21 protein-coding genes and 1 pseudogene are annotated in these 22,446 nt (G+C 61.8%); 6 read left to right on the top strand and 16 right to left on the bottom strand.

The genetic code is table 11. From position 1 onward, the window contains the following. Positions 1-132: 132 nt before the first annotated feature. Entirely contained in the window at positions 133-462 is a 330-nt protein-coding gene (locus CPH57_RS21880; RefSeq protein WP_033644978.1) for a hypothetical protein, read from the top strand. Here the strand turns inward: CPH57_RS21880 and CPH57_RS21875 are convergent. From CPH57_RS21875 to CPH57_RS21820, 12 genes are all read right to left on the bottom strand, one after another. Then, positions 443-1,399 (bottom strand): AEC family transporter, encoded by a 957-nt coding sequence (locus CPH57_RS21875; RefSeq protein WP_096242718.1) that lies wholly within the window; start codon positions 1,397-1,399, stop codon positions 443-445. The genes CPH57_RS21880 and CPH57_RS21875 overlap by 20 nt on opposite strands. Before the next feature lie 60 nt (positions 1,400-1,459). Further along, positions 1,460-2,197, bottom strand: a complete 738-nt coding sequence (gene ugpQ / locus CPH57_RS21870; RefSeq protein ID WP_033644980.1) for a glycerophosphodiester phosphodiesterase — start codon at positions 2,195-2,197, stop codon at positions 1,460-1,462. Next, a complete protein-coding gene (locus CPH57_RS21865) occupies positions 2,197-3,267 on the bottom strand; it encodes a sn-glycerol-3-phosphate import ATP-binding protein UgpC (protein ID WP_060434765.1) in 1,071 nt (356 codons plus the stop codon). Before CPH57_RS21865 ends, ugpQ begins: the two co-directional genes overlap by 1 nt. Positions 3,268-3,272: 5 nt before the next feature. Then, positions 3,273-4,118, bottom strand: coding sequence for a sn-glycerol-3-phosphate ABC transporter permease UgpE (ugpE, locus tag CPH57_RS21860; RefSeq protein ID WP_033638989.1), 846 nt, complete (start codon positions 4,116-4,118; stop codon positions 3,273-3,275). Next, complete coding sequence (gene ugpA, locus CPH57_RS21855; RefSeq protein WP_015376293.1) at positions 4,115-5,002, bottom strand: sn-glycerol-3-phosphate ABC transporter permease UgpA; 888 nt, start codon at positions 5,000-5,002, stop codon at positions 4,115-4,117. Before ugpA ends, ugpE begins: the two co-directional genes overlap by 4 nt. A gap of 78 nt (positions 5,003-5,080) precedes the next feature. Continuing rightward, on the bottom strand, positions 5,081-6,400 hold the full coding sequence (gene ugpB, locus CPH57_RS21850; protein WP_033644983.1) for a sn-glycerol-3-phosphate ABC transporter substrate-binding protein UgpB: 1,320 nt from the start codon (positions 6,398-6,400) through the stop codon (positions 5,081-5,083). Positions 6,401-6,587: 187 nt separating this feature from the next. After that, positions 6,588-7,775, bottom strand: coding sequence for a PLP-dependent aminotransferase family protein (locus CPH57_RS21845; RefSeq protein ID WP_033652643.1), 1,188 nt, complete (start codon positions 7,773-7,775; stop codon positions 6,588-6,590). A gap of 44 nt (positions 7,776-7,819) precedes the next feature. Beyond that, positions 7,820-8,521, bottom strand: a complete 702-nt coding sequence (livF, locus tag CPH57_RS21840) for a high-affinity branched-chain amino acid ABC transporter ATP-binding protein LivF (protein WP_015376292.1) — start codon at positions 8,519-8,521, stop codon at positions 7,820-7,822. A gap of 4 nt (positions 8,522-8,525) precedes the next feature. Beyond that, positions 8,526-9,293 (bottom strand): high-affinity branched-chain amino acid ABC transporter ATP-binding protein LivG, encoded by a 768-nt coding sequence (gene livG, locus CPH57_RS21835; protein ID WP_096242717.1) that lies wholly within the window; start codon positions 9,291-9,293, stop codon positions 8,526-8,528. Further along, the gene (locus CPH57_RS21830; RefSeq protein ID WP_096242716.1) at positions 9,290-10,573 is read right to left on the bottom strand and encodes a high-affinity branched-chain amino acid ABC transporter permease LivM; all 1,284 of its coding nucleotides are present in this window, start codon (positions 10,571-10,573) and stop codon (positions 9,290-9,292) included. Before CPH57_RS21830 ends, livG begins: the two co-directional genes overlap by 4 nt. After that, the gene (livH, locus tag CPH57_RS21825) at positions 10,570-11,496 is read right to left on the bottom strand and encodes a high-affinity branched-chain amino acid ABC transporter permease LivH (protein WP_015376290.1); all 927 of its coding nucleotides are present in this window, start codon (positions 11,494-11,496) and stop codon (positions 10,570-10,572) included. Before livH ends, CPH57_RS21830 begins: the two co-directional genes overlap by 4 nt. A 117-nt stretch (positions 11,497-11,613) precedes the next feature. Then, entirely contained in the window at positions 11,614-12,729 is a 1,116-nt protein-coding gene (locus CPH57_RS21820; RefSeq protein ID WP_025304902.1) for a branched-chain amino acid ABC transporter substrate-binding protein, read from the bottom strand. A gap of 405 nt (positions 12,730-13,134) precedes the next feature. On the opposite strand from CPH57_RS21820, the gene panM reads away from it, so the two are divergent. The 3 genes from panM to CPH57_RS21805 are packed head-to-tail and all read left to right on the top strand — an operon-like array spanning position 13,135 to position 16,797. Beyond that, on the top strand, positions 13,135-13,527 hold the full coding sequence (gene panM, locus CPH57_RS21815; protein ID WP_033644987.1) for an aspartate 1-decarboxylase autocleavage activator PanM: 393 nt from the start codon (positions 13,135-13,137) through the stop codon (positions 13,525-13,527). After that, complete coding sequence (locus CPH57_RS21810; protein ID WP_096242715.1) at positions 13,524-14,741, top strand: DUF3142 domain-containing protein; 1,218 nt, start codon at positions 13,524-13,526, stop codon at positions 14,739-14,741. The genes panM and CPH57_RS21810 overlap by 4 nt, the downstream gene beginning before the upstream one ends. A 43-nt stretch (positions 14,742-14,784) precedes the next feature. Continuing rightward, positions 14,785-16,797, top strand: a complete 2,013-nt coding sequence (locus tag CPH57_RS21805) for a hypothetical protein (RefSeq protein ID WP_369825825.1) — start codon at positions 14,785-14,787, stop codon at positions 16,795-16,797. A gap of 64 nt (positions 16,798-16,861) precedes the next feature. On the opposite strand, the gene rpoH is transcribed toward CPH57_RS21805, so the two are convergent. The 4 genes and pseudogenes from rpoH to ftsY all read right to left on the bottom strand — a co-directional run bounded on the left by rpoH (position 16,862) and on the right by ftsY (position 21,320). Beyond that, the gene (gene rpoH, locus CPH57_RS21800; RefSeq protein WP_004934345.1) at positions 16,862-17,719 is read right to left on the bottom strand and encodes an RNA polymerase sigma factor RpoH; all 858 of its coding nucleotides are present in this window, start codon (positions 17,717-17,719) and stop codon (positions 16,862-16,864) included. Between the two features lie 317 nt (positions 17,720-18,036). Continuing rightward, positions 18,037-18,990: a permease-like cell division protein FtsX gene (gene ftsX / locus CPH57_RS21795; RefSeq protein WP_033636680.1), complete on the bottom strand. Its 954-nt coding sequence runs from the start codon at positions 18,988-18,990 to the stop codon at positions 18,037-18,039. Then, positions 18,980-19,651 (bottom strand): cell division ATP-binding protein FtsE, encoded by a 672-nt coding sequence (gene ftsE / locus CPH57_RS21790; RefSeq protein ID WP_004934337.1) that lies wholly within the window; start codon positions 19,649-19,651, stop codon positions 18,980-18,982. The genes ftsX and ftsE overlap by 11 nt, the downstream gene beginning before the upstream one ends. A 5-nt stretch (positions 19,652-19,656) precedes the next feature. Then, positions 19,657-21,320 (bottom strand): annotated as a pseudogene (gene ftsY / locus CPH57_RS21785) (signal recognition particle-docking protein FtsY). 242 nt (positions 21,321-21,562) lie between these two features. On the opposite strand from ftsY, the gene rsmD reads away from it, so the two are divergent. Further along, positions 21,563-22,183: a 16S rRNA (guanine(966)-N(2))-methyltransferase gene (gene rsmD, locus CPH57_RS21775; RefSeq protein WP_033644994.1), complete on the top strand. Its 621-nt coding sequence runs from the start codon at positions 21,563-21,565 to the stop codon at positions 22,181-22,183. Beyond that, on the top strand, positions 22,173-22,445 hold the full coding sequence (locus CPH57_RS21770; protein ID WP_004934327.1) for a DUF1145 family protein: 273 nt from the start codon (positions 22,173-22,175) through the stop codon (positions 22,443-22,445). The genes rsmD and CPH57_RS21770 overlap by 11 nt, the downstream gene beginning before the upstream one ends. Position 22,446 lies beyond the last annotated feature (1 nt).

The raw sequence follows: 22,446 nt of genomic DNA, 5'->3' as shown, positions 1-22,446 counted from the left end.
GACCGAAAGGGCGATTGTAACGGAAGATGGACGCATAAGGGGATGAAAGGCGGTTTACATCTGAACAAAATACAAACTACCGGCAAAATTTCACCGCTGAGTTAGGCTTAATAAAAAGGCGAGGTAACCATCATGAAAACTTCTCACATTCTGTTCGCTCTGCTGTTGCTGCCTGGGTTGGCGGCGGCGGCCAACGGCGTAACCGACCTGCGCTCACAGCAGCAGTTACTCAACCAAAACAGCCAGCAGGCGCAGCAACAGCGCTTGTTGAACAACCGGCAGATGGATCAACGCCGCCTCCAGCAGCAGCGACAGTTCGACAATCAGCGGCAACAGCTGATGCAAACCACGCCGAACGGCGGGCAACTGCTGCCTAACGGCAACCAGCCGCGCGATCCGTTCAATCGCACCGCGCCGGCGGTGCCGCAGGCGCCGATGCCGGCTACGCCCGCACGCCCATAACGGTGAGGAACAGCGGCGTGGTGATCGCCGCCAGCACGGTGGACATCACCAGGCTGGTGGCGGCCGGGCCGGTGAGCGTATTGAACTGGCGCGACATCAGGTAGACGTTCACCCCCACCGCCATTGAGCCCAACAGCACCACAACGCGGGTCTCCATCGGCGGCAAATCCATCATCCAGGCCAGCAGCCAAATCACTAGCGGCTGCACCAGCAGCTTCAGCACGCAGATGGCGCTGCTCAGCTGCCAGCCTTCGCTGATGCGGTACTCCGCCAGGCCCATGCCGAGCACCACCAGCGACAGCGGCGCCGCCACCTGGCCGAGCATGCTGACCGGCCGATCGACGAAGGTCGGCAGCGGCAGGCCGGTCAGGCTGAACAAGGTGCCGGACAGAATGCCGACGATCAGTGGGTTGGTCAGCACGCTGCGCGCGGTTTTAGCGAAGCCGCTCAGCGTCGGCGAGCCGTTGCGCGCCCATTCGATCGATACCGTCACCAGCGTCCACAGGATCAGGCCGTTGAACACCAGCACCAGCGCCACCGACGGGATCGCCGCCTGCCCCAGCATTACGCTGGCGATCGGTAAACCGAGCATCACGTTATTGGAGAAAATACCGCCCAGCGCAAACACCGATCCGGCGACGCCATCTAGCCGGAAGAGGTGCCGGGCGACCAGGCGGCCAAGCACAAACACGATCAGGCAGCTGCCAAAGAACGCGATCAACAGCCGGGCGTCGACCGCCGGGCGCTGCGAGAAGTCGCACATCATGCGAAACAACATGGCGGGCAAGGCGAGGGAAAACACGAAGCGCGTCAGGCCATCGGTGATGCTGGAAGGCCATTTCCCCCAGCGAATCAGCCCATAACCCAACGCGATCAGGACGAACAGCGGTAAAGACAGCACGATCTGGTGCCACAGTGACAGGATAAAGCCAGGCATCGCATTCCTTCCGGTGGTGCGGCGGCAAGGCTTGTCGTCGCGGGATTCATCGGCGCCGGATTAAAAATCCGGGCCAATCAAATCTATCCGGTCGGTGCAAATGCAGTCAACGCCCCAGTCGAGCAGCAGACGCGCGCGATCCGGTTGGTTGACGGTATACACCAGAATGCGTAGACCGGCGTCTTTCAACGCTTTCACCCGCTCAGCGGTCAGCGCTTTGTGGTCGATATGCAGCGAGACGCAATCCAGACGCTCCGTCAGCTCGCGCCAGTTGTCGTCCCAGGCCTCCAGCAGCAGGCCGCGCGGCAAGTCCGGCACGGTGCGTTGCGCCGCCGCCAACGCTTCCACCGAGAAGGAGGAGAGCAGCGGGTCGGTCTGCCCTTGCCACAGCAACCGCGCCGCCAGCGCCACCACCCGCCCGGTTTCATCGTCGCTGCCGGTGGTCGGTTTGATCTCGATATTGGCCATCAGGCCGTGTTCCCGGCAGCGTTCCGCCACCTCCGACAGCAGCGGCAGCCGCTCGCCCTTGAAGGCCGAACTGTACCAGTTGCCGGCGTCCAGCTGCACCAGTTTGTCCCACGGCAGCTCGCCCGCCACGCCCCAACCGTTGCTGGTGCGATCCAGCGTGTCGTCGTGCAGCAGGAAAATTTGCCCGTCCTGCGCCAGCTTGGCGTCGAACTCGATCATCTTGTGGCCGTGGCGCGCGCCGACGTCGATCGCCGCCAGGGTGTTTTCCGGCGCCAGAGAACCGCCGCCGCGGTGGGCGACAATATGAGGGTAAGGCCAGGGTCTCGTCATCAATCCATCCGTAATCCGCTGTGGGTGTCAAAGAAGTGCAGCGCCTGAGCAGGCAGCTGCAAATATAGCGTACTGCCCGCCGTCGGCAAGGTTTCATGCGACAACCGCGCGATCACCCCGTGACCGCCCCACTGGCCGTGCGCCAGATTGTCGGCCCCCAGCAGTTCCAGCGTCTGCAGCTGCAGCGGCACGCCCTGGCCTTGCGCCACCAGCTGAATATGCTCCGGCCGAATGCCCAGCGTCAACTGCCGCCCCGCCCACTGCGGCTTGGCCGCCGGCAACGGCAGCGTCATGCCGTCCGCCAGCAGCAGCTGGCCGCCGTCGGCGCTCAGGGTGCCGGGCAACAGGTTCATCGCCGGCGAGCCGATAAAGCCGGCGACGAACAGCGAAGCCGGCCGCTGATACACCTCGCTCGGGGTGCCGATCTGCTCCGCCACGCCCTTGTTCATTACGATCACCCGCTGCGCCAGCGTCATCGCCTCCACCTGGTCGTGAGTCACGTACAGGCTGGTGGTTTTCAGGCGTCGGTGCAGCTGTTGCAGCTCCAGGCGCATCTGCACCCGCAGCTTGGCGTCCAGGTTGGACAGCGGTTCATCGAACAGGAACACCGCCGGTTCGCGCACGATGGCGCGCCCCATCGCCACGCGCTGGCGCTGGCCGCCGGAAAGTTCGCGCGGTTTACGTTTGAGCAGCGGCTCCAGCTCCAGGATGCGCGCCGCTTCCTCCACTCGCTGGCGGATATGCTCCTTGCCGAAACCGCGGATCTTGAGGCCGTAAGCCATGTTGTCGTACACGCTCATGTGCGGATAGAGCGCGTAGTTCTGGAACACCATCGCGATGCCGCGATCCTTGGGCTCCAGATCGGTCACGCGCCGGGTATCGATATAGATATCGCCGCTGGTGGTGCGCTCCAGTCCGGCCACCATCCGCAGCAGCGTGGATTTGCCGCAGCCGGACGGGCCGACCATCACGATGAATTCACCGTCCGCCACGTCGAGGTCGATCTGTTTGATCACCGGCGTTTTACCGTCGTAAGACTTGGTGACCGCCTGTAGTTTTAATCCTGCCATCGTCGTTATTTCTCGCTATCAACCAGACCGCGCACAAACCAGCGCTGCATCAGAAGCACCACCGCCAGCGGTGGCAATAAAGTCAGAATCATCGCCGCCATCACCTGGTTCCACTGGGTCGGCGCGCCGGAAGTGGAGATCATGCTCTTGATGCCCGCCACCGCGGTGCCCATCGAGGCGTCGCTGGTGATCAGGATCGGCCACAGGTATTGGTTCCAGCCGTAGATAAAGGTGATGACGAACAGCGCCGCCAGATTGGTTTTCGACAGCGGCAGCACGATGTCCCAGAAGAAACGCATCGGCCCGGCGCCGTCGATGCGCGCCGCCTCCAGCAGCTCATCCGGCAGCGTCATGAAGAACTGGCGCAGCAGGAAGGTCGCGGTGGCCGAGGCCATCAGCGGCAGCGTCAGGCCGGTGTAGCTGTCCAGCAGGTTGAGGTTGGAGATCACCTCCACCGTCGGGAAAATGCGCACTTCCACCGGCAGCATCAGGGTGAGGAAAATCAGCCAAAAAAACAGGCTGCGCAGCGGGAAACGGAAATACACGATGGCGTAAGCCGACAGCACTGACACCGCGATCTTGCCGCAGGTGATCGCCAGCGCCATGATCACGCTGTTGAGCAGCAGCAGCGAGAACGGCACCTTGAGGTTGCCCACGCCGCCCTGCCAGATATTGCGGATGTTCTCCCACAGGTGACCGCCGGGCACCAGCGTCATCGGCACCTGAAACACCTGTTTGTCGTCCAGCGTGGCGGCGACAAAGGCCACGTACAGCGGGAACAGCACCACCAGCACGCCGATAATCAGCATCACATGGCTGAAGACATCCAGCCCGCGTCGATTCTCAATCATTGGTAGCGCACCTTACGTTCAACGAAGCGGAACTGGATCACCGTCAGGCCGATCACCAGCAACATCAGGATCACCGACTGCGCGGCGGAACTGGAGAGATCCAACCCTGCGAAGCCTTCGCGGTAGATCTTGTAGATCAACGTGGTGGTGGACTGCACCGGCCCGCCGCCGGTGGCGGCGTCGATCACCGGGAAAGTATCAAAGAAGGCGTACACCAGATTGACCACCAGCAGGAAGAAGCTCACCGGCGCGATCAGCGGCAGCACCAGATGGAAGAAACGCCGCACCGGGCCGGCGCCGTCGATGGCCGCCGCTTCCACCAGCGAACGCGGGATCGACTGCAGCGCCGCGAGGAAAAACAGGAAGTTATAGCTTATCTGCTGCCATACCGAGGCCAGCACCACCAGGAACATCGCCTGGCCGCTGTTTTGCGCATGGTTCCAGTTATAGCCCAGACCGTTGAGGAAATGGGTGATCAACCCCAGACCGGGGTTGAACAGAAAGATCCACAGCACCGCCGCCACCGCCGGCGCCACCGCGTAGGGCAGGATCATCAGCGTGCGATAGAGGCGGCTGCCGCGCAGCACGTAGTCCACCAGCGCAGCGAAGAACAGCGAAACCGCCAGCCCGATGCCGGCCACCAGGAAGCTGAAGATCAGCGTGGTGTAGAACGAGTCGAGGTAGTAAGGATCCTGGAACAGCTGTTTAAAGTTATCCAGCCCGACAAACTGGCTGGACAGGCCGAACGGATCGAGGCTCTGCACCGAATACCACAGCGCTTCGCCGGCGGGCCATAAAAAGAAGACGGCGGTAATCAGCAACTGCGGCAGCACCAGCGCATAGGGCAACCAGCTGCAGCCGAAACCGGGACGGGAAGATGACATAGCAGTTAAACCATTAATCGGGTACGGAAGGATCGGCGTGAAGACGCGAGCCCGGTCTACCGGGCCCGCGACGCGGGGTTACTTGGTCGAAGCTTCGAAGCGGCGCAGCAGCACGTCACCGCGCTGCACGGCGGCGTCCAACGCCTGCTGAGGCGTTTTCTTGCCGGTCCACACGCCTTCCAGCTCCTCATCCACCACGCTGCGGATCTGCGGCATGTTGCCCAGGCGCAGGCCCTTGGTGAACGGCAACGGCGGCTTGTTCAGCATCTGGCGAGTGGCGACGTCAGCACCCGGGTTCTTGTCGTAGAAGCCCTGCTGCTTGGTCAGATCGTAAGCCGCGGTGGTGATCGGCAGATAGCCGGTCTTCTGGTGCCATTCGGCGGCGATTTCCGGCTGCGCCAGGTACTGCAGGAATTCGGCCACGCCCTTGTAGGTGGCGGCGTCTTTGCCGTTCATCACCCACAGGCTGGCCCCGCCGATGATGGCGTTTTGCGGCGCATTTTTCGCGTCGGCGTCGTACGGCATCATGCCGACGCCGTAGTTGAATTTGGCGTAGTGCTTGATGTCCGCCAACGAACCGGATGAGGCGGTGGTGATGGCGCAGTCGCCGTTATAGAACTTCTCGGTGGATTCGTCTTTGCGGCCGAAATAGGTGAAGTCGCCCTTCTTGTTCATCGCTTCGAGCAGCGCAATATGTTTGACCTGCAGCGGTTGGTTGAACTCCAGCTTGGCGCTGGTGCCGCCAAAGCCGTTGTTTTCACTGGCGAACGGCACGCCGTGCCAGGCGCTGAAGTTCTCCAGTTGGATCCAGCCCTGCCAGCCGCTGGCGTAACCGCACTTCATGCCGGCTTCGCGCAGTTTGGCGGTATCCGCCGCCAGTTCCTGCCAGGTTTTCGGCGGTTGTTCCGGGTTCAGGCCGGCCTTTTTGAAGGCGTCTTTGTTGTAGTACAGCACCGGCGTGGAGCTGTTGAACGGCTGCGACAGCAGATGGCCGCTCTTGTTGTCGGTGTAATAGCCGGCCACCGTCGGCACGAACACCGACTCGTCGAAGTTGATGCCGGCCTCTTTAAACACTTCATAGACCGGTTTGATGGCTTTGCTGGCCATCATGGTGGCGGTGCCCACCTCGTAAACCTGCAGGATCGCCGGCGCCTTGCCGGAGCGGTAAGCGGCGATGCCCGCCGCCAGGCTCTGTTCGTAGTTGCCTTTATAAACCGGCACAATCTTGACGTCGCTGTGCGACTGGTTGAAGCGATCCGCCAGAGAGTCCACTTCTTTACCCAGTTCGCCTTCCATCGAATGCCAGAACGGGATTTCTGTCGCCGCCAGCGCCTGTGCGCTGACCGCCAGGGTCAATGCGACGCACAGCGTGGTTTTGCGAATAGCGTAGGTGAGCATGCCTAACTCCTGAAAAAGCTGGTGTAAAAGCGCGTGAGCGAAAAGAATCAGTTTTTTGTTCGGAAGCTAACATGCCATGCGCGGATGACAGAAAAATAACCGTTAGATGACAGCCACATGACGGCAAGGTGAAGTGAAGATGGCGGTTTGATGTCGGCGGCGGGCATGGGCTCCGCCGCCGCGAGGATTACAGCGAACGGCGCAGGCGCGCGACCGCTTCTTGCATCTGCTGCTCGGTGGCGGTGGCGAACGACAGGCGGAAGGTCGAACGATCCGGGTTGTCGGAGAAGAAGTATTCCCCCGGCACGAACACCACGCCCTGCTGCAGCGTGGTGTTCAGCCATTCGGTGGCGTTGAACGGCTGGCGGAAACGCGCCCACAGGAACATGCCGCCCTTCGGTTTATCGAAGGTGATGTAGTCGCCCAGCTCCTGCTCCACCAAACCGGCCAGGATCTCGCCCTTGTGTTTATAGGCGGCGCGGATCTTGTCGATCTGCGCCGGCAGGCGATCCAGGCCAAGGTAGCATTCGACGATGCTCTGCGACAGGGCGCTGGCGTGCAGATCCGCCGCCTGTTTGATGATCGCCACTTTATGCAGCAGGAACGGCGGCAGGATCGCCCAGCCCAAACGCAGGCCCGGCGCCAGGATCTTGGAAAAGGTCGAGGTATAGATGATGTGGTCGGTGTTGCCCAGCACCTGCTGCGACACCTGATGCAGCGTCGGATGGCGCTCTTCGGTGAAACGCAGCTCGCCGTACGGATCGTCTTCGATGATCAGGAAGTTATGTTCGGCGGCCAGCTTCACCAGCAGTTCGCGGCGCGCGGCGCTGAGGGTGATGCCGCTGGGGTTGCCGAAGTTCGGCACCACGTACACGCCCTTGATGCGCTGGGTTTTCAGCAGCTCGGCCAGCTCTTCCACCACCATGCCGTCGCTGTCGGACGAGACCGACATGATGTTGGCCTCCGCCAGTTCCAGCGTTTGCAGCGCCGCCAGGTAGGTCGGGCGCTCCACCACGAACACGTCGCCCGGGTTGACGATGGCGCGCATCACCAAATCCAGGGCCTGCTGAGAGCCGGCGGTGACCATCACCTCTTCTGCGCGCGCGGTGACGCCGCGCTCGGCGCACAGCGCGCAAATGCGCTCACGCAGCAGCGGGCTGCCCTCGGTCAGGCCATACTGGAATGCGCTTTTCGGCTGTTCGGTGATCGCCTGCTGGGTGGCGATGCTCAATCCTTCGAAATCGAACAGCGCATCAGAGGGGATGCCGCCCGCCAGCGAAATGACGTGTTCCATCTTGCTGTGCTTAAGCAATTCACGGATGGCCGAACTTTTTACGTTAACGATGCGCTGCGCGAGTAACCCTTCTGTCTTCATTTCTTCTTCTCGTACCTGATTATTTTAATTCGTAGGGGGGCGGATTAACCGCCCAGATACGCCGACCTCACTGCTTCGTTGGCTAACAATGCAGCCCCCGTATCTTCCAACACCACGCGGCCGTTTTCCAGCACATAACCGCGGTCCGCCAATTTCAGCGCCTGATTGGCGTTTTGCTCCACCAGGAAGATGGTCATGCCCTCTTCCCGCAGCTGCTGAATGATGTCGAAAATCTGCTGGATGATGATGGGCGCTAGCCCAAGCGAAGGTTCGTCGAGCAGCAGCAGCTTCGGCTGGCTCATCAGCGCGCGGCCGATGGCCAACATCTGCTGTTCGCCACCGGACATGGTGCCGGCACGCTGGCTTCGGCGCTCCAGCAGGCGCGGGAACAGCGTGAACACCCGTTCGATGCGCTGCTGATATTGGTGACGATCGGCGAAGAAGCCGCCCATCGCCAGATTTTCTTCCACCGTCATGCGCGAGAAGACGCGCCGCCCTTCCGGCACGATCGCCACCGCTTCGCGCATGATGCGCGAGGTTTGCCACTGGGTGATGTCCTGCCCCTGGAAGACGATGCTGCCTTCGCTGGCGCGCGGTTCGCCGCACAGGGTGCCGAGCAGCGTGGTTTTACCGGCGCCGTTGGCGCCGATTAACGTCACGATTTCGCCCTGACTAATCGTGAGACTGACCTGATGCAGCGCCTGGATTTTGCCGTAATGGGCGGATACCTGATTGAATGACAACATATTATTATTCGCCCAAATAAGCCCGGATCACGTCCGGATTGTTGCGGATCTCCGCCGGTGTGCCCTGCGCCAGCGGCGTGCCCTGATTCACCACGTAAATGCGATCGGAGATGCCCATCACCAGCTTCATGTCGTGCTCGATCAGCAACACCGAGACCTTATGCCGATCGCGCAGCTCGACGATCAGATGATCCAGCTCGTCGGTCTCTTTCGGGTTCAGACCGGCGGCCGGTTCGTCCAGCATCAGCAGCTCCGGCCGGGTCACCATGCAGCGGGCGATCTCCAGCCGACGCTGCTGCCCGTAGGCCAGATTGCCCGCCGAACGGTTGGCCATATCCAGCAGGCCGACGCGCTCCAGCCACTCCGCTGCGTGCGCCAGTGCCTCGGCTTCGGCGCGGCGGAAGGCCGGGGTTTTCAGCAGCCCGGCGAACACGCCGCTTTTCAGGTGCTGATGCTGCGCCACCAACAGGTTCTCAATCACCGTCATTTCACGGAACAGCCGCACATGCTGGAAGGTGCGCACTACGCCCATACGGGCGATGGCCTGCCCCGCCAGCCCTTCCAGATGGCGATCGCGCAATTTGATGGTGCCGCCGCTCGGGCGGTAGAAACCGGTCAGGCAGTTAAACACCGTGGTTTTACCGGCGCCGTTGGGGCCGATCAGCGACACGATTTCGCCTTCATTGAGCGTCAACGCGACATTGTTGACCGCCAGCAGCCCGCCAAAACGCATCGACAGGCCTTCCACCTGCAGTAAAGGTTGAACGTTCATGCCTGTTCCCCCTTGCCCGCGTGAAGGTCCGCCGCCTGCAGCTTCAGCTGCGGCCGCTTCATCGGCAACAGCCCCTGCGGCCGCCAAATCATCATCAGCACCATCAGAGCGCCCAGCAGCAGCATGCTGTATTCATTCAGATCGCGCATCAGCTCGCGCGACACCACCAGCAGGATCGCCGCCAGAATGACCGCGAACTGCGAGCCCATGCCCCCCAGTACGACGATCGCCAACACGAAGGCCGACTCGACGAAGGTGAAGGATTCCGGGCTGACGAAACCCTGGCGCGCGGCGAACAGCGTGCCGGCAAACCCGGCGAACGCGGCGCTGATGGTAAAGGCGGTCAGCTTGATGCGCGTCGGGCTGAGGCCCAGCGAGCGGCAGGCGATCTCGTCTTCGCGCAGCGCTTCCCAGGCGCGCCCGAGCGGCATGCGCAGCAGGCGGTTGATGACGAACAGCGTCAGCACTACCAGCAGCAACGCCACCAGGTACAGAAATACGATGCGATCGCTCGGATCATATTTCAGGCCGAAGACGTTATGGAAGGTATCCCAGCCGCCGTCGCGCACGCTGCGGTTAAACTCCAGGCCGAAGAAGGTCGGTTTCGGGATCTGGCTGATGCCGTTCGGCCCGCCGGTGATCTCGGTATTGTTCAGCAGCAGGATGCGCACGATCTCACCGAAGCCGAGCGTCACGATCGCCAGATAGTCGCCGCGCAGCCGCAGCACCGGGAAACCGAGCAGGAAGCCGAAGGCGGCGGTGACGATGCCCGCCAGCGGCAGGCTCTCCCAAAAGCCGAGGCCGTAATAATGATTCAGCAGCGCATAAGTGTAGGCGCCGATGGCGTAGAAACCGCCGTAGCCGAGCACCAGCAGACCGGACAGGCCCACCACCACGTTGAGGCCGAGGCCCAGCATCACGTAGATCAGCGTCAGGGTGGCGATATCCACCGTGCCGCGCGACACCAGGAACGGCCAGGCGACCGCCGCGACGATGAGCAGAGCCGCCAGCAGCTTTTGCCGCGGCGTGGTGCCGTCGAAGCTAGGCAGCACGAACGCCGGGCCGGAGACCTTTTTCAGGCCCTGCTGCAGCAGCGGGCGCAACAGCTGGAAGAAAAAGACGATGACGCAGCCGATGCCGATCCACATCCAGCGCACTTCCGCCGCGCCGTGCACCACCAGTTTGGTGCCGTCCAGGCTGAGCTGCATGCCCATCAGGAACGACGCCATCACGAACAGCACCGCCGTGGCGATCAGCGCATTGAGCAGATTGAGTTTCATACTTTCTCAACCTCCGGACGCCCGAGGATGCCGGTCGGCATGATCAGCAGCACCACGATCAGCAGCGCGAACGACACCACGTCTTTGTATTCGGTGCTCAGGTAGGCGGAGGTCAGCGCTTCCGCCACGCCCAGCACCAGGCCGCCGATCATCGCGCCCGGAATGCTGCCGATGCCGCCCAGAACCGCGGCGGTGAAGGCTTTCATACCGGCCATGAAGCCGATGTAAGGGTTGATGACGCCGTAGAACTGGCCGAGCAACACCCCGGCCACCGCCGCCATCACCGCACCGATGACGAAGGTCAGCGAGATCACCCGGTCCGTGTTGATGCCCAGCAGGCTGGCCATCTTCAGATCTTCCGCACAGGCGCGGCAGGCACGGCCCATGCGCGAATAGCGGATAAACAGCGTCAGCGCCAGCATCGCCAGGAAGGTCACGAGCCAGATGGTCAGCTGCATGGTGCTGATGGTGGCGGCGAAGCCGTTGCTTTCCCCCAGCACCCACTGGCCGGTGACCAGGCTGGGCAGCGCCAGATCGCGTGAGCCCTGCGTCAGGCTGACGTAGTTTTGCAGGAATATCGACATGCCGATGGCCGAGATCAGCGCAATCAGGCGCTTGGAGTTGCGCACCGGCTTGTAGGCCACCCGCTCGATGCTCCAGCCGTAGGCGCTGGCGATGACGATCGAGACCAGGAACGCGGCGCCGATCAGCAGCCAGCCGACGTCGATGCCGAGCATCATCAGGGCGGCAATAACGATAAAGGAGACATAGCTACCGATCATGTACACCTCGCCATGGGCGAAGTTGATCATGCCGATGATGCCGTAAACCATGGTGTAACCGATGGCGATCAATGCATAGGTGCTGCCCAACGTTAAGCCGTTGAACATCTGCTGCAGAAAATAGAGGAGCTGCTCTGACATACTCTGAACCCTTGGCTGCGAAACCCGCCGGCGGAGAACCGGCGGGTAAAGGGAGACGGGGCCGACAAGCCGACCCGCCGGGCGCAGCGGGCTGCGCCCCACCCTAATCATTATGGCTTATTTGATCGGTGTGGACGTGCCGTTGGCATGCCATTCGAACACGCCGAACTCGAAGCCTTTCAGGTCGCCCTTGTCATCCCAGGTCAGCGGCCCCATCACGGTCTCCACCGGCTTACCGGTTTTCAGATCCTTGACGATGTCCGCCGGTTCCTGACTGCCGCTGCGCTCCATGCCGGTGGTCAGCGACTGCAGCGCGGCATAGGTGGTCCAGACGAACGGGCCGGTCGGATCCAGCTTCTTGGCTTTCAACGCATCGACGATCGGCTGGTTGGCAGGCACCTGATCGTAGCGTTTCGGCAGCGTCACCAGCATGCCTTCCGAAGCGGCGCCGGCGATGTTGGACAGTGAGGAGTTGCCCACGCCTTCCGGCCCCATGAAGCGGGTAGTCAACCCGGCCTGTTTGGCCTGACGCAGGATCTGGCCCATTTCCGGGTAGTAACCGCCGAAGTACACGAAGTCGATATTCTCTTTCTTCAGGCGCGCCACCAGGGTGGAGAAGTCTTTGTCGCCGGCGGTGATGCCTTCGAACATCGCCACTTCGGTGCCCTGTTTTTTCAGGCTGTCGCGCACCGAGCGCGCCAGGCCTTCGCCGTATTGCTGCTTGTCGTGCACCACGGCGATGCGCTTCGGCTTAATGTCGCTGAGGATGTATTTGGCGGCGGTCGGGCCCTGATCCGAATCCAGGCCGGTGGTGCGCAGGATCATCTTGTAGCCGCGGGTGGTCAGATCCGCGTTGGTGGCCGCCGGGGTAATCATGATCACGCCTTCGTCTTCATAGATATCGGACGCCGGCTGGGTGGATGAGGAGCACAGGTGGCCGATCACGTAGCGAATGCCGTCGTTGATCACCTTGTTGGCGACCGCAACCGCCTGTTTCGGGTCGCACGCGTCGTCGTATTCCACGCCGACCAGCTTGTCGCCCTTGATGCCGCCCTTGGCGTTAATGTCGGCAATCGCCTGGCGCGCGCCGGTAAACTCCATGTCGCCATATTGCGCGACCGGGCCGGACATTGCCCCGACGATCGCCACCTTGATGTCTTTCGCCATGGCCGCCTGGCTCATGGCCATCGCAATACAACCCGCCAGCAGTGCCTTACCTGTTGTTAATTTCATCCGCAAATCCCCATCTGTCGTTGTGAACGTACCTGTTGTGTTTGCCTGCGCCCGATCGTTATTGACCGCTTTTGTTATAAGTAATAATGATTTAGGCGTTTTGTTGGCATTATTTTCTAATAAGACTTTATTTTTCATACCATTAAACAGGAATTTTCTGCTGCAAATCAACTTCATCCGGCAGAAACAAGCGGTGTAAACAGGATAAAATTCGAATTAAATCTGCGCTGTTTACCTTGAGGCGTAGCGCGTTGTGCTGGTTAACAATCCGTTTACTAACTATTTACTCGGAAAATGCCCCGTGCAAAAAACATATTGCACAGTAATCGTACAGAAAAACTTACACAACGCTCTGCACAAGATCTATTACACTGTCGGCATCATTTAGCTGCGCGGAAATTCTGCATGAAACTGACCATCGAGCGCCTGACCGCGCTGTCCCCGCAAGACCTTATCGACCTCGGTAAAATTTGGCCGCACCAGCAGCCGGAACAGTGGCAGAGCTGGCTGAGCGGCGGCAAGGCGCTGTTCGCCGCCCGCTTCAACGAGCGTCTGCTGGGCGCGGTGAAAATTGCGCTGCAGGACGACCGCGCCGAACTGCTGGATCTGCTGGTACGCGAAGTGACGCGCCGCCGCGGCGTCGGTCTTTACCTGGTGCAAGATGCACAGCGTCAGCTGCCGCAGGTCGCCCATTGGCAGCTGTCGACCGCCGGTCTGGCGCCGCGCGAACGTGGGGAAGTCGATAACTTCATGCGCGCCTGCGGCTTCGCGCCGCAGGGCGATCTCTGGCAAAAATGAAACGCTGGCTGGCGGCGCTGGTCTTGATTGCGCTGGGGTTGGCGGCCTGGTTCGCCGGGCATCAGCAGGCGCTGCGCCAGGCCTCAGGCTGGGATCAGCAGGTTTACGTTTGGCAGCGGGTTTGGACGCCGCAACACGCCGATGCGCTGGCGCGTAGCCGCGATCTGTTCGGCGCGCTGCGGGTGCTGGCGCTGCAGGTGCATCCACGCGAAGGCTGGCGGGAAATCCCGGCCGATCTCAGCCTGCTGAAGCGGGACGGCCGCCCGCTCTGGCTGGTAGCGCGCCTCGACGGCCAGCTGCCGCAGCTGGACCAAGAAGCCATTATCCAGCGGCTGCTGGCGCTCACCCAGCGCTGGCAGGCGGCCGGGCTGCCCGTCACCGGCGTCGAGATCGATCATGACGCCGCCACGGCTCGCCTGCCGGATTACCAACGTTTTCTGCAGCGGCTGCGCCAACGGCTGCCCGCCGCTTTGCAACTCGGCATCACCGCCCTGCCCGCCTGGATCGGCTCGCCCAACTTGCCCGGCGTACTGCAACAGGCCGACAGTTCCGTTCTGCAAGTGCATGCGGTGCTCTCACCGCAGCAGGGGCTGTTTGACGGCCCGCTGGCGCTGCGCTGGGTGCGGCAGTACGCCGCCGTCACAGCGAAACCGTTTCGCGTCGCGCTGCCGGCCTATGGCATGGCGCTGTTGGGGTTTGATGCGCAGGGCGCGCAGGTGGAGAGCGAATCCTCGCTGCGCGTAGCCGGCAACGGCCGCGAACTGACGGTCGCGCCGCAGCAGCTCGCCGATTTTCTGCAAACGCTGGCGCAGCAAACGCCGCCCCGGCTGCGCGGCGTGATTTGGTTCCGACTGCCGCTGGCGGACGATCGGCGCGCCTGGTCGCTCGCCACGCTGCGAGCGGTGATCGAACGGCGGCCGCTGAATGTAGACTGGCAGGTAAAATTTAGGCCTCAGCCGCAGCAAAACGGGCTGTATGATCTGATAATTCATAACAATGGGCCGGTGGACGCCCCGCTGCCGCAAGAGGTGGTCATCCGCGCCGACGACTGCCTGGCGGCGGACGCGGTCGGCAACTACCGGCTGGAATCCGCACCGCAACGGCAACGCTTTATTCGCATCAGCAGCGACCAGCTGCGAGCCGGGCAATCCCGGCCGTTGGGCTGGCTGCGCTGCCAACAACTGACGCCAGGAGGCACCCTTGTCACACCTTGATTCGCGCGCGGCACGGAACACCCGCCGCCTTCTTCCGCTGGCCATGCTGATCGGCGCCGCACTGCCGCTGGGCGGCTATGCCTGCGGCCCGGATTTTCCTAACCGGCTGCTGATCGATCGCAACGGCACCCTGCTGTATATGCCGGAGGGCAATTTCGCCTTCGAAGCCGGCCGGCTGGTGCCGACGGATAAACAGTTGCCGCACTGGCAAGCCCCGCCGCCGCCGATGCCGCCGAAACCGATGCCGCAATCGCCGGAAACGATAGCGATAGGCAAAATGCGCGCCGCCAAAACGGTGGAAGAGGCTGACGCCGTCAATACGCAGGGGTTGTCCAACGCCGCGCGTCTCTATCAACTGGGCGCCGTGGCTTTCGCCAGCCACGATCCGCGCGCCGCAGACTATTTCCAGCAGGTGCTGAAGCTACCGGCCGCCGAGCAGGGCGACTGGGGACTGCGGGCGCAGTATTCGCTTGGCCGCGTACTGATGGCTGACCACGGGACGCCGGTGGACGAATCCGGTGAAGCGGCCCCCGCCGCCGAGCACCCGCCAAAAGCCGCGCTTGAACAGGCGCTGACGGCATTCCAGCAGGTGATCGACCGGGTGAAAAGCGGCGCCGCCGATCCCGATCAGTTGGCGTTGAGCAGCCTTGGGCAGCAGGCGCGCATCCACCTGTGGCTGGGTGACGTCGCCCCCGCCGCCCATCTGTACGCGCAACAGGCGGCGCAGGGCGATCCGAGCGGCGGGCAGTCGCTGCAGTACGTCTCCAGCTTCCTGGTCAACCCCGACCATTTGGACACGCTGAAACGGATTATCGGCGATCCGTTGATCCAGCAGCTGGTGACCATTGAGCTGTTCGCCCGCAGCGGCAACCTGCAAATGGCGGATACCGACGGCAACGGCCGCTCCGCGCAAATCATCAACCAGATCCTGACGCTGCTGGACGGCTCAGTGAAAAGCGGCTTCGCCGGCAGCGATCGGCTGGCGGCGCTGGCTTACCGTTCGGGGCAGTACCCGATGGCGGCGAGCCTGCTGAAAAACGCCGGCGACAGCGGCCTGGCGTGGTGGCTGCGCGCCAAAATGGCGCTGCGCGACGGTGACGTGAAAGCCGCCACCGCCGCCTACGCCAAGGCGGCAAGCGCGTTCCCCGCCGACGAAAGCTGGGGTGAACAGCGCAACGCCGACTTCGTCGCGGAAACCATCGTGCCCGAGTGCCGGGTGGCCGGCGAACAGGCCATCCTGGCGCTGAACCGAGGCGACTATCTGCAGGCGATGGACCTGCTGTATCGCGGCAAAGCGCTCTACTGGGCCGACGTGGCCGACGTGGCGGAACGGGTGCTGACCGTCGATGAGTTGAAAGGCTTTGTCGATAAGCACGCCCCGGCGCCGACGACGCCGCTCAAGCCGGTTAATCCGGACGATTACGGCGGCCAGCAGATCACGCCGGAGGTGCAGCTGCGCGAACTGCTGGCGCGGCGGCTGATGCGCGTCGGGCGAGCGCCGGAGGCGCTGGCCTACTTCGATATCCCCAACTACCGGCAAGCGGCGCAGCAGTTCACCGACGAGCTGAAGGCCGCCAAGGACAAATCCGCTGCGCCGCTGGCGCGCGCGCAGGCTTACTATCGCGCCGCCAACCTGCTGCGCGCCCAGGGGCTGGAGTTTACCGGCTATGAGATGACGCCGGATTACGCCATCTATGGCGCCGGCTATTCCTATCTGGGGGATGCGTTCGATACCCGCGAACTGAAGCATAAAAGCTGGATCGACAGCGCAGAAGCGGCGCGCGCCAAGGCAGCGCTACCGGCGGAAGACAACCGTTTCCTGCACTATCGCTGGCAGGCGGTGGGGCTGGCACAACAGGCGGCCGATCTGCTGCCGCCTAAGAGCCAGGCCTATGCCGCCGTGCTGTGTAACGCCGCCAGCTGGGTTATCAAACGCGATGCCAAAACCGGCCGGGCGCTTTATCAGCGCTATATCAACACCGGCACCCGTTATCCGTGGGCGACGAAATTCGGCTACGACTGCCCGGCGCCGGACTTCGCCGCCGTGGCGCCATAACGCCGAATTTCAGGCACTAAAAAGCCCGGCTTGCCGGGCTTTTTTTATCGAATCTCGCATCGACTCAGGCTTCGATCGCCATTTTCAGTTTCTTCATGGCGTTCTTTTCCAGCTGGCGCACGCGTTCGGCGGAAACGCCGTACTGATCGGCCAGCTCCTGCAGCGTCGACTTGTTGTCGTCATCCAGCCAGCGGGCACGGATGATATGCTGGCTGCGCTCGTCCAGACCTTCCAGCGCATAGGCCAGTTTGTCTGCGGCGTTGCTTTCCCAGTTATCTTCCTCGATGCCTTCGGCGAAGTCCGAGCTCTTGTCCTGCAGGTACAGCACCGGCGCCATCGACTGGCCATCGCGGGCCTCGTCGTCCGGAGTCGGATCGAACGTCATGTCCTGCGCCGCCATGCGCGATTCCATCTCGCGCACGTCTTTGCTGGTGACGCCCAGCTCACGGGCCACCAGTTCCACTTCGTCCTGGTTGAACCAGCCCAAACGCTGTTTGGTTTTGCGCAGGTTAAAGAACAGCTTGCGCTGCGCTTTGGTGGTCGCCACTTTCACGATGCGCCAGTTGCGCAATACGTACTCGTGGATTTCCGCCTTAATCCAATGCACCGCAAAGGAAACCAGACGCACGCCGACTTCCGGGTTGAAGCGGCGAACGGCTTTCATCAGGCCGATGTTGCCTTCCTGAATCAGATCCGCCTGCGGCAGACCATAGCCTGAATAGTTGCGGGCAATATGAGCGACAAAGCGCAGGTGAGACAGGATGAGCTGCTTAGCGGCATCCAGATCGCCCTGATAATGCAGCCGTTCAGCCAGCTCCCGCTCTTCCTCTGCCGTCAGCATCGGATAGGCGTTGGCTGCCCGGATATAGGCTTCCAAGCTACCTTGGGGTACTAAGGCTAAAGTTTGCATTTCTTTGGTCATTCAAACCCTCTCTATGAGAATACAAAATCATGCAGGTGATTATTACAGCGGGGAAATGATTGATTCTACGGCAGTTGCTGAAGCAAAAGCGGTTCCACACGCCGGGCACCTTAACATTTGCTGCAATTTTTGACCGTACTCCGCCCTAAAAGTTCACCCTTTTTTGCAAGCATTGTTGCTGACAATACGTGACGAGGGTGCAGGCCGATAGGGAATTTGTGCGCTAAGAAGAGAGGGATGGTGCTGACTTCGCTTGAGGTCACTCTTCTCCCGCAACGCGATCAAAAGCAGCAGGAGAAGAGTATACCAAAAAAATCTTACTGTGGTGTAAATCGGCGTAAATGTTGCACCGTCGCCAGCCAGGCGGCGATCCAGCCGATCATCGCGGAGATGATCAGCAGCAGCAGCGCCTCATCCCAGCCCAGCCCGTGCAAGGTGAAGGTGGTGCCGAATACCTTGGCCACCCCGGCGACCACCGACTCCAGCTGCCACACCAGCGCGCCGGACAACACCAGCGACAGCAGCGCGCCGGCAAAACCCAGCATCGCCCCGCCGTTGAGGAACGGCCGCAGAATAAAGCCGTCGGTGGCACCGATCAGCTTCATCACGTTAATGGTGTCGCGGCGGCTGAAGATGCTCAGACGCACGCTGTTGCCGATCACCAGGAACACCGCCACGATCATCAGCACGCCGATGATCGCCGCGATCTGACCCGCCAGCCCGGTCAGCGCCGCCAGGCGGGCAAACCAGCTGTCATCCATACGCACTTCTTCCACGCCCTGCACCGCCGCTACGCGATCGCGCAGGGTGTTGAGGGTATCCGAACTCTGGAAGCTCATCTTCGGCGTGACGATCGCCACCGCCGGCAGCGGGTTCTCTTCCAGCATGTCCAGCGCGCCGCCAAAGCCCGACCAGTTGCGGAACTCGCCGCGCGCTTCTTCACGCGACAGGTAATTGACCTTCTCCACGCCGGCTTCCGCCTTGATGGCGTCGAGCACTTTCAGCGCGGCGTCGTCATCGAGCGATTTATCCAGATAAACGGTCAGCTGCGGCGTTGGATACCACTGGCTGGCCGCGGTGCTGACGTTTTTCCACACGATGTAGCACACGCTCGGCAGCGTCAGGGAAATGGCGATCACCATCACCGTCAGCAGCGTCGCCAACGGCTGACGCAGCATGTCTTTGATGGCGTTCATCCAGGCGTAACGCCACTGTTCGCGCCAGCCGCCGCGCAGCGCCTTGCTCTTGGCGGTTTTTGCGTTATTGGCCATGGTGAGCGCCCCCTTGCATGCGGCCCTGGCTCAGCGTCAGGATGCGGTAATTGCGGCGGGCGATAAGCCCGGTGTCGTGCGTCGCCATCAGTACGGTCACGCCGACGCGGTTGAATTCTTCAAACAGGCGCAGAATGCCTTCCGACAGCGCATCATCCAGGTTACCGGTCGGTTCATCCGCCAGCAGCACCGCCGGCTTGTTCACCACCGCACGGGCGATGCCCACGCGCTGCTGCTCACCGCCGGACAGCTGAATCGGGAAGTTTTTCGCTTTATCCAGCAAACCGACCTTGTCCAGCGCGGCGGAAACGCGGCGGCGGATATCTTCGGTGCTGGCGCCGGCGATGATCAGCGGCATCGCCACGTTGTCATACACCGTGCGATCCAGCAGCAGGTGGTGATCCTGGAAGATCATGCCGATCTGCCGACGCAGGAACGGCACCTCGCGGTTTTTCAAGCGACTGATGTCGTGACCGCCAAACCAGATGTGGCCGGCGCTGGGCCGTTCGATACCGCAAATCAGTTTCAGCAGGGTACTTTTCCCCGCGCCGGAATGGCCGGTCAGAAACGCCATCTCCGCTGGGCGCAGATGGAAATCAACCCCCTGCAGCGCTTGCCGTCCGCCCAGATAAGCTTTACTGACCTGTTCAAAGCGAATCATCCGTATTAATCCTCTCGGGCAAAAAGTGCCTCAATAAAATCGTCAGCCTTAAACGGCCGCAAATCTTCGATGCCTTCCCCGACGCCGATATAGCGGATCGGGATACCGAACTGATCGGCGATGGCGAAGATCACCCCGCCCTTGGCGGTACCGTCCAGTTTAGTCAGCGTGATGCCGGTTAAGCCCACGGCCTCATTAAATAATTTCGCCTGACTGACCGCATTCTGGCCGGTGCTGGCATCGAGCGTCAGCATAACCTCATGGGGGGCCTGGTCGTCCAGTTTTTTCATGACGCGGACGATCTTCTTCAGCTCTTCCATCAGGTGCGATTTGTTCTGCAGACGGCCGGCGGTATCGGCGATCAACACATCGATGCCGCGCGCCTTGGCGGCCTGCACTGCATCGAAGATCACCGAAGCGGAATCCGCGCCGGTATGCTGCGCTACCACCGGAATGCGGTTGCGTTCACCCCACACCTGCAGCTGCTCCACCGCGGCGGCGCGGAAGGTATCCCCCGCCGCCAGCATCACCGACTTGCCTTCCGCCTGGAATTGACGCGCCAGCTTGCCGATGGTGGTGGTTTTACCCACGCCGTTCACGCCGACCATCAGGATGACATACGGGGTTTTCCCGCTGACATCCAGCGGCTGATCGACCTTGGCCAGAATTTCGGACATTTCCTCCTTCAGCTTGCCGTACAGCGCTTCGGCGTCTTTCAGCTGCTTGCGGCTGGCGTGCTGGGTTAGGGAGGTGATGATTTTGCGCGTGGTATCCACGCCGACGTCAGCGATCAGCAACTGTTCTTCCAGCTCGTCGAACAGATCGTCGTCGATCTTTTTACCGCGGAACAGCCCCATAAAGCCGGAGCCGAGGTTTTGTTTGGTCTTCAGCAGGCTGCGCTTCAGGCGGGCGAAGAAGCCTTCTTTGGTCGGTCTTTCCTGTTCTTGCGCCGCGGCCGGCACCACCGGCTCAAGCGGTTCTTCTTCCACTTCCGGCACGGATTCAGGTTCAACGACCGACACAGGCTCGACGACCGGCTCAGGTTCAACCACCGGCTCAGGCTCGACGACCGGCTCAGGCTCAACGACCGGCTCAGGCTCAACGACCGGCTCAGGCTCGACGACCGGCTCAGGTTCAACGACCGGCTCAGGCTCAACGACCGGCTCAGGCTCAACGACCGGCTCAGGCTCAACGACCGGCTCAGGCTCAACGACCGGCTCAGGCTCAACGACCGGCTCAGGCTCAACGACCGGCTCAGGCTCAACGACCGGCTCAGGCTCAACGACCGGCTCAGGCTCAACGACCGGCTCACCGGCTCAGGTTCAACGACCGGTTGCTGTTGCGCCGCCGCCTGTTCGGTGACGCTGACGATCTCTTCGGCCAGCGCTTGCGCCGCCGGCTGTTCAGCCGCCGCCGGCAAATTTTCCGCGATTTGCTCGCCGGCCTGACCGTTATCCCACTCTCCCGGGGTGTCGACGGAGGCGGCAGGTTCAGATTCCTGGGCGGGGAGCTTGTCGTCCAGCTTGGCGGCGGCCGGTGCAGCCGGCGTCTCCGCGGCCTGAGCTTCCGCCTGCTCTACCGGCTGCTCAGGTTGCTGTTGCTCTTCTTCCTTTTCCTTCTGGCCAAAGCCCAGCCAGGAGAAAAACCCACGTTTCTTATCTTTTGCCATGTTATGACTCTACTCCGTACCGAAGGCTCGCTTACCCTACATACCTGAAGGATATATGCTGACAATAATCCGCCGAGTCTATCACTTTCCCTCGCGCAGCAACACGCATCCGGCATGCTTTCCGGTGTGAAATCAGACAACAAAGTTTTACCGTTCCCCCCGACGCCCGTCACCGGTAGAATAGGGACAACTTTTCGTTAACCTCTGCGGCCCCGCGCCGCAAAAGAAATCAAACAACGCTTATGACAAGACTCTCGCCACGGGCGGCGGCCAAAAAACCGCCCCAGGCCGCAGCCGGACAGATCCGCATCATCGGCGGCCAATGGCGCGGCCGTAAGCTTCCGGTGCCGAACAGCCCGGGGCTGCGCCCCACCACCGATCGGGTACGCGAAACCCTGTTCAACTGGCTGGCGCCGGTGATTCAGGGCGCGCGCTGCCTGGACTGCTTCGCCGGCAGCGGCGCATTAGGGCTGGAAGCGCTGTCGCGCTATGCCGGCAGCGCCACGCTGTTGGAATTCGAGCGGCCGGTGGCGCAGCAGCTGGAAAAAAATCTGGCGCTGCTGCAGGGCAAAGGGGTGGTTATAAACACCAACGCGCTGAGCTGGCTGGCGGGCGACGGTCAACCGTTCGACGTGGTGTTCCTCGATCCGCCGTTTCGCAAAGGCCTGCTGGCGGAGACCGCCCTGCTGCTGGAGCAGCGGGGCTGGCTGGCCGACGAGGCCTGGATCTATGTAGAAGCCGAGGCGGAAAGCGCCGCGGCGGACGTGCCTGCCAGCTGGCAGTTGCACCGGGAGAAGGTCGCCGGCCAGGTGGCTTATCGCCTTTATCTTCGTTCGCAAGAGAAAACCGACCATGCTGATTAATCTGGGCCGCCTGCTGATGCTGTGCGTATGGGGCTTCCTGCTCTCTAACCTGTTCCATCCGTTTCCCAAGCCGCTGAAGTATTTCATCGACGTGGCGCTGTTCTTTATGGTGGTGATGCACGGCCTGCAGCTGGTGCTGTTGAAATCCACCCAGCCGAAGGATCAGCCGATCAGCTACTGGCAAGAGGCCAAGATCTTTATCTTTGGCGTGTTCGAGCTGCTGGCCTGGCAAAAGAAACAGCCGCCCATCAAGAAAAAGTGAC

It is taken from the genome of Serratia sp. JKS000199, assembly GCF_900215455.1.
Lineage (GTDB): Bacteria > Pseudomonadota > Gammaproteobacteria > Enterobacterales > Enterobacteriaceae > Serratia > Serratia ureilytica.
This window is presented reverse-complemented; position numbering and strand designations above follow the sequence as displayed.

Coding starts and splice junctions, on each gene's coding strand:
- CPH57_RS21820 (WP_025304902.1), bottom strand. CDS start 12,729: ATGAAATTAACAACAGGTAAGGCACTGCTGGCGGGTTGTATTGCGATG.
- CPH57_RS21865 (WP_060434765.1), bottom strand. CDS start 3,267: ATGGCAGGATTAAAACTACAGGCGGTCACCAAGTCTTACGACGGTAAA.
- ugpB (WP_033644983.1), bottom strand. CDS start 6,400: ATGCTCACCTACGCTATTCGCAAAACCACGCTGTGCGTCGCATTGACC.
- CPH57_RS21845 (WP_033652643.1), bottom strand. CDS start 7,775: ATGAAGACAGAAGGGTTACTCGCGCAGCGCATCGTTAACGTAAAAAGT.
- livH (WP_015376290.1), bottom strand. CDS start 11,496: ATGTCAGAGCAGCTCCTCTATTTTCTGCAGCAGATGTTCAACGGCTTA.
- ftsX (WP_033636680.1), bottom strand. CDS start 18,990: ATGGCCAATAACGCAAAAACCGCCAAGAGCAAGGCGCTGCGCGGCGGC.
- CPH57_RS21830 (WP_096242716.1), bottom strand. CDS start 10,573: ATGAAACTCAATCTGCTCAATGCGCTGATCGCCACGGCGGTGCTGTTC.
- CPH57_RS21875 (WP_096242718.1), bottom strand. CDS start 1,399: ATGCCTGGCTTTATCCTGTCACTGTGGCACCAGATCGTGCTGTCTTTA.
- ftsE (WP_004934337.1), bottom strand. CDS start 19,651: ATGATTCGCTTTGAACAGGTCAGTAAAGCTTATCTGGGCGGACGGCAA.
- livG (WP_096242717.1), bottom strand. CDS start 9,293: ATGAACGTTCAACCTTTACTGCAGGTGGAAGGCCTGTCGATGCGTTTT.
- CPH57_RS21805 (WP_369825825.1), top strand. CDS start 14,785: ATGCTGATCGGCGCCGCACTGCCGCTGGGCGGCTATGCCTGCGGCCCG.
- CPH57_RS21770 (WP_004934327.1), top strand. CDS start 22,173: ATGCTGATTAATCTGGGCCGCCTGCTGATGCTGTGCGTATGGGGCTTC.
- ugpA (WP_015376293.1), bottom strand. CDS start 5,002: ATGTCATCTTCCCGTCCCGGTTTCGGCTGCAGCTGGTTGCCCTATGCG.
- rsmD (WP_033644994.1), top strand. CDS start 21,563: ATGACAAGACTCTCGCCACGGGCGGCGGCCAAAAAACCGCCCCAGGCC.
- rpoH (WP_004934345.1), bottom strand. CDS start 17,719: ATGACCAAAGAAATGCAAACTTTAGCCTTAGTACCCCAAGGTAGCTTG.
- livF (WP_015376292.1), bottom strand. CDS start 8,521: ATGTTGTCATTCAATCAGGTATCCGCCCATTACGGCAAAATCCAGGCG.
- CPH57_RS21880 (WP_033644978.1), top strand. CDS start 133: ATGAAAACTTCTCACATTCTGTTCGCTCTGCTGTTGCTGCCTGGGTTG.
- panM (WP_033644987.1), top strand. CDS start 13,135: ATGAAACTGACCATCGAGCGCCTGACCGCGCTGTCCCCGCAAGACCTT.
- ugpQ (WP_033644980.1), bottom strand. CDS start 2,197: ATGACGAGACCCTGGCCTTACCCTCATATTGTCGCCCACCGCGGCGGC.
- CPH57_RS21810 (WP_096242715.1), top strand. CDS start 13,524: ATGAAACGCTGGCTGGCGGCGCTGGTCTTGATTGCGCTGGGGTTGGCG.
- ugpE (WP_033638989.1), bottom strand. CDS start 4,118: ATGATTGAGAATCGACGCGGGCTGGATGTCTTCAGCCATGTGATGCTG.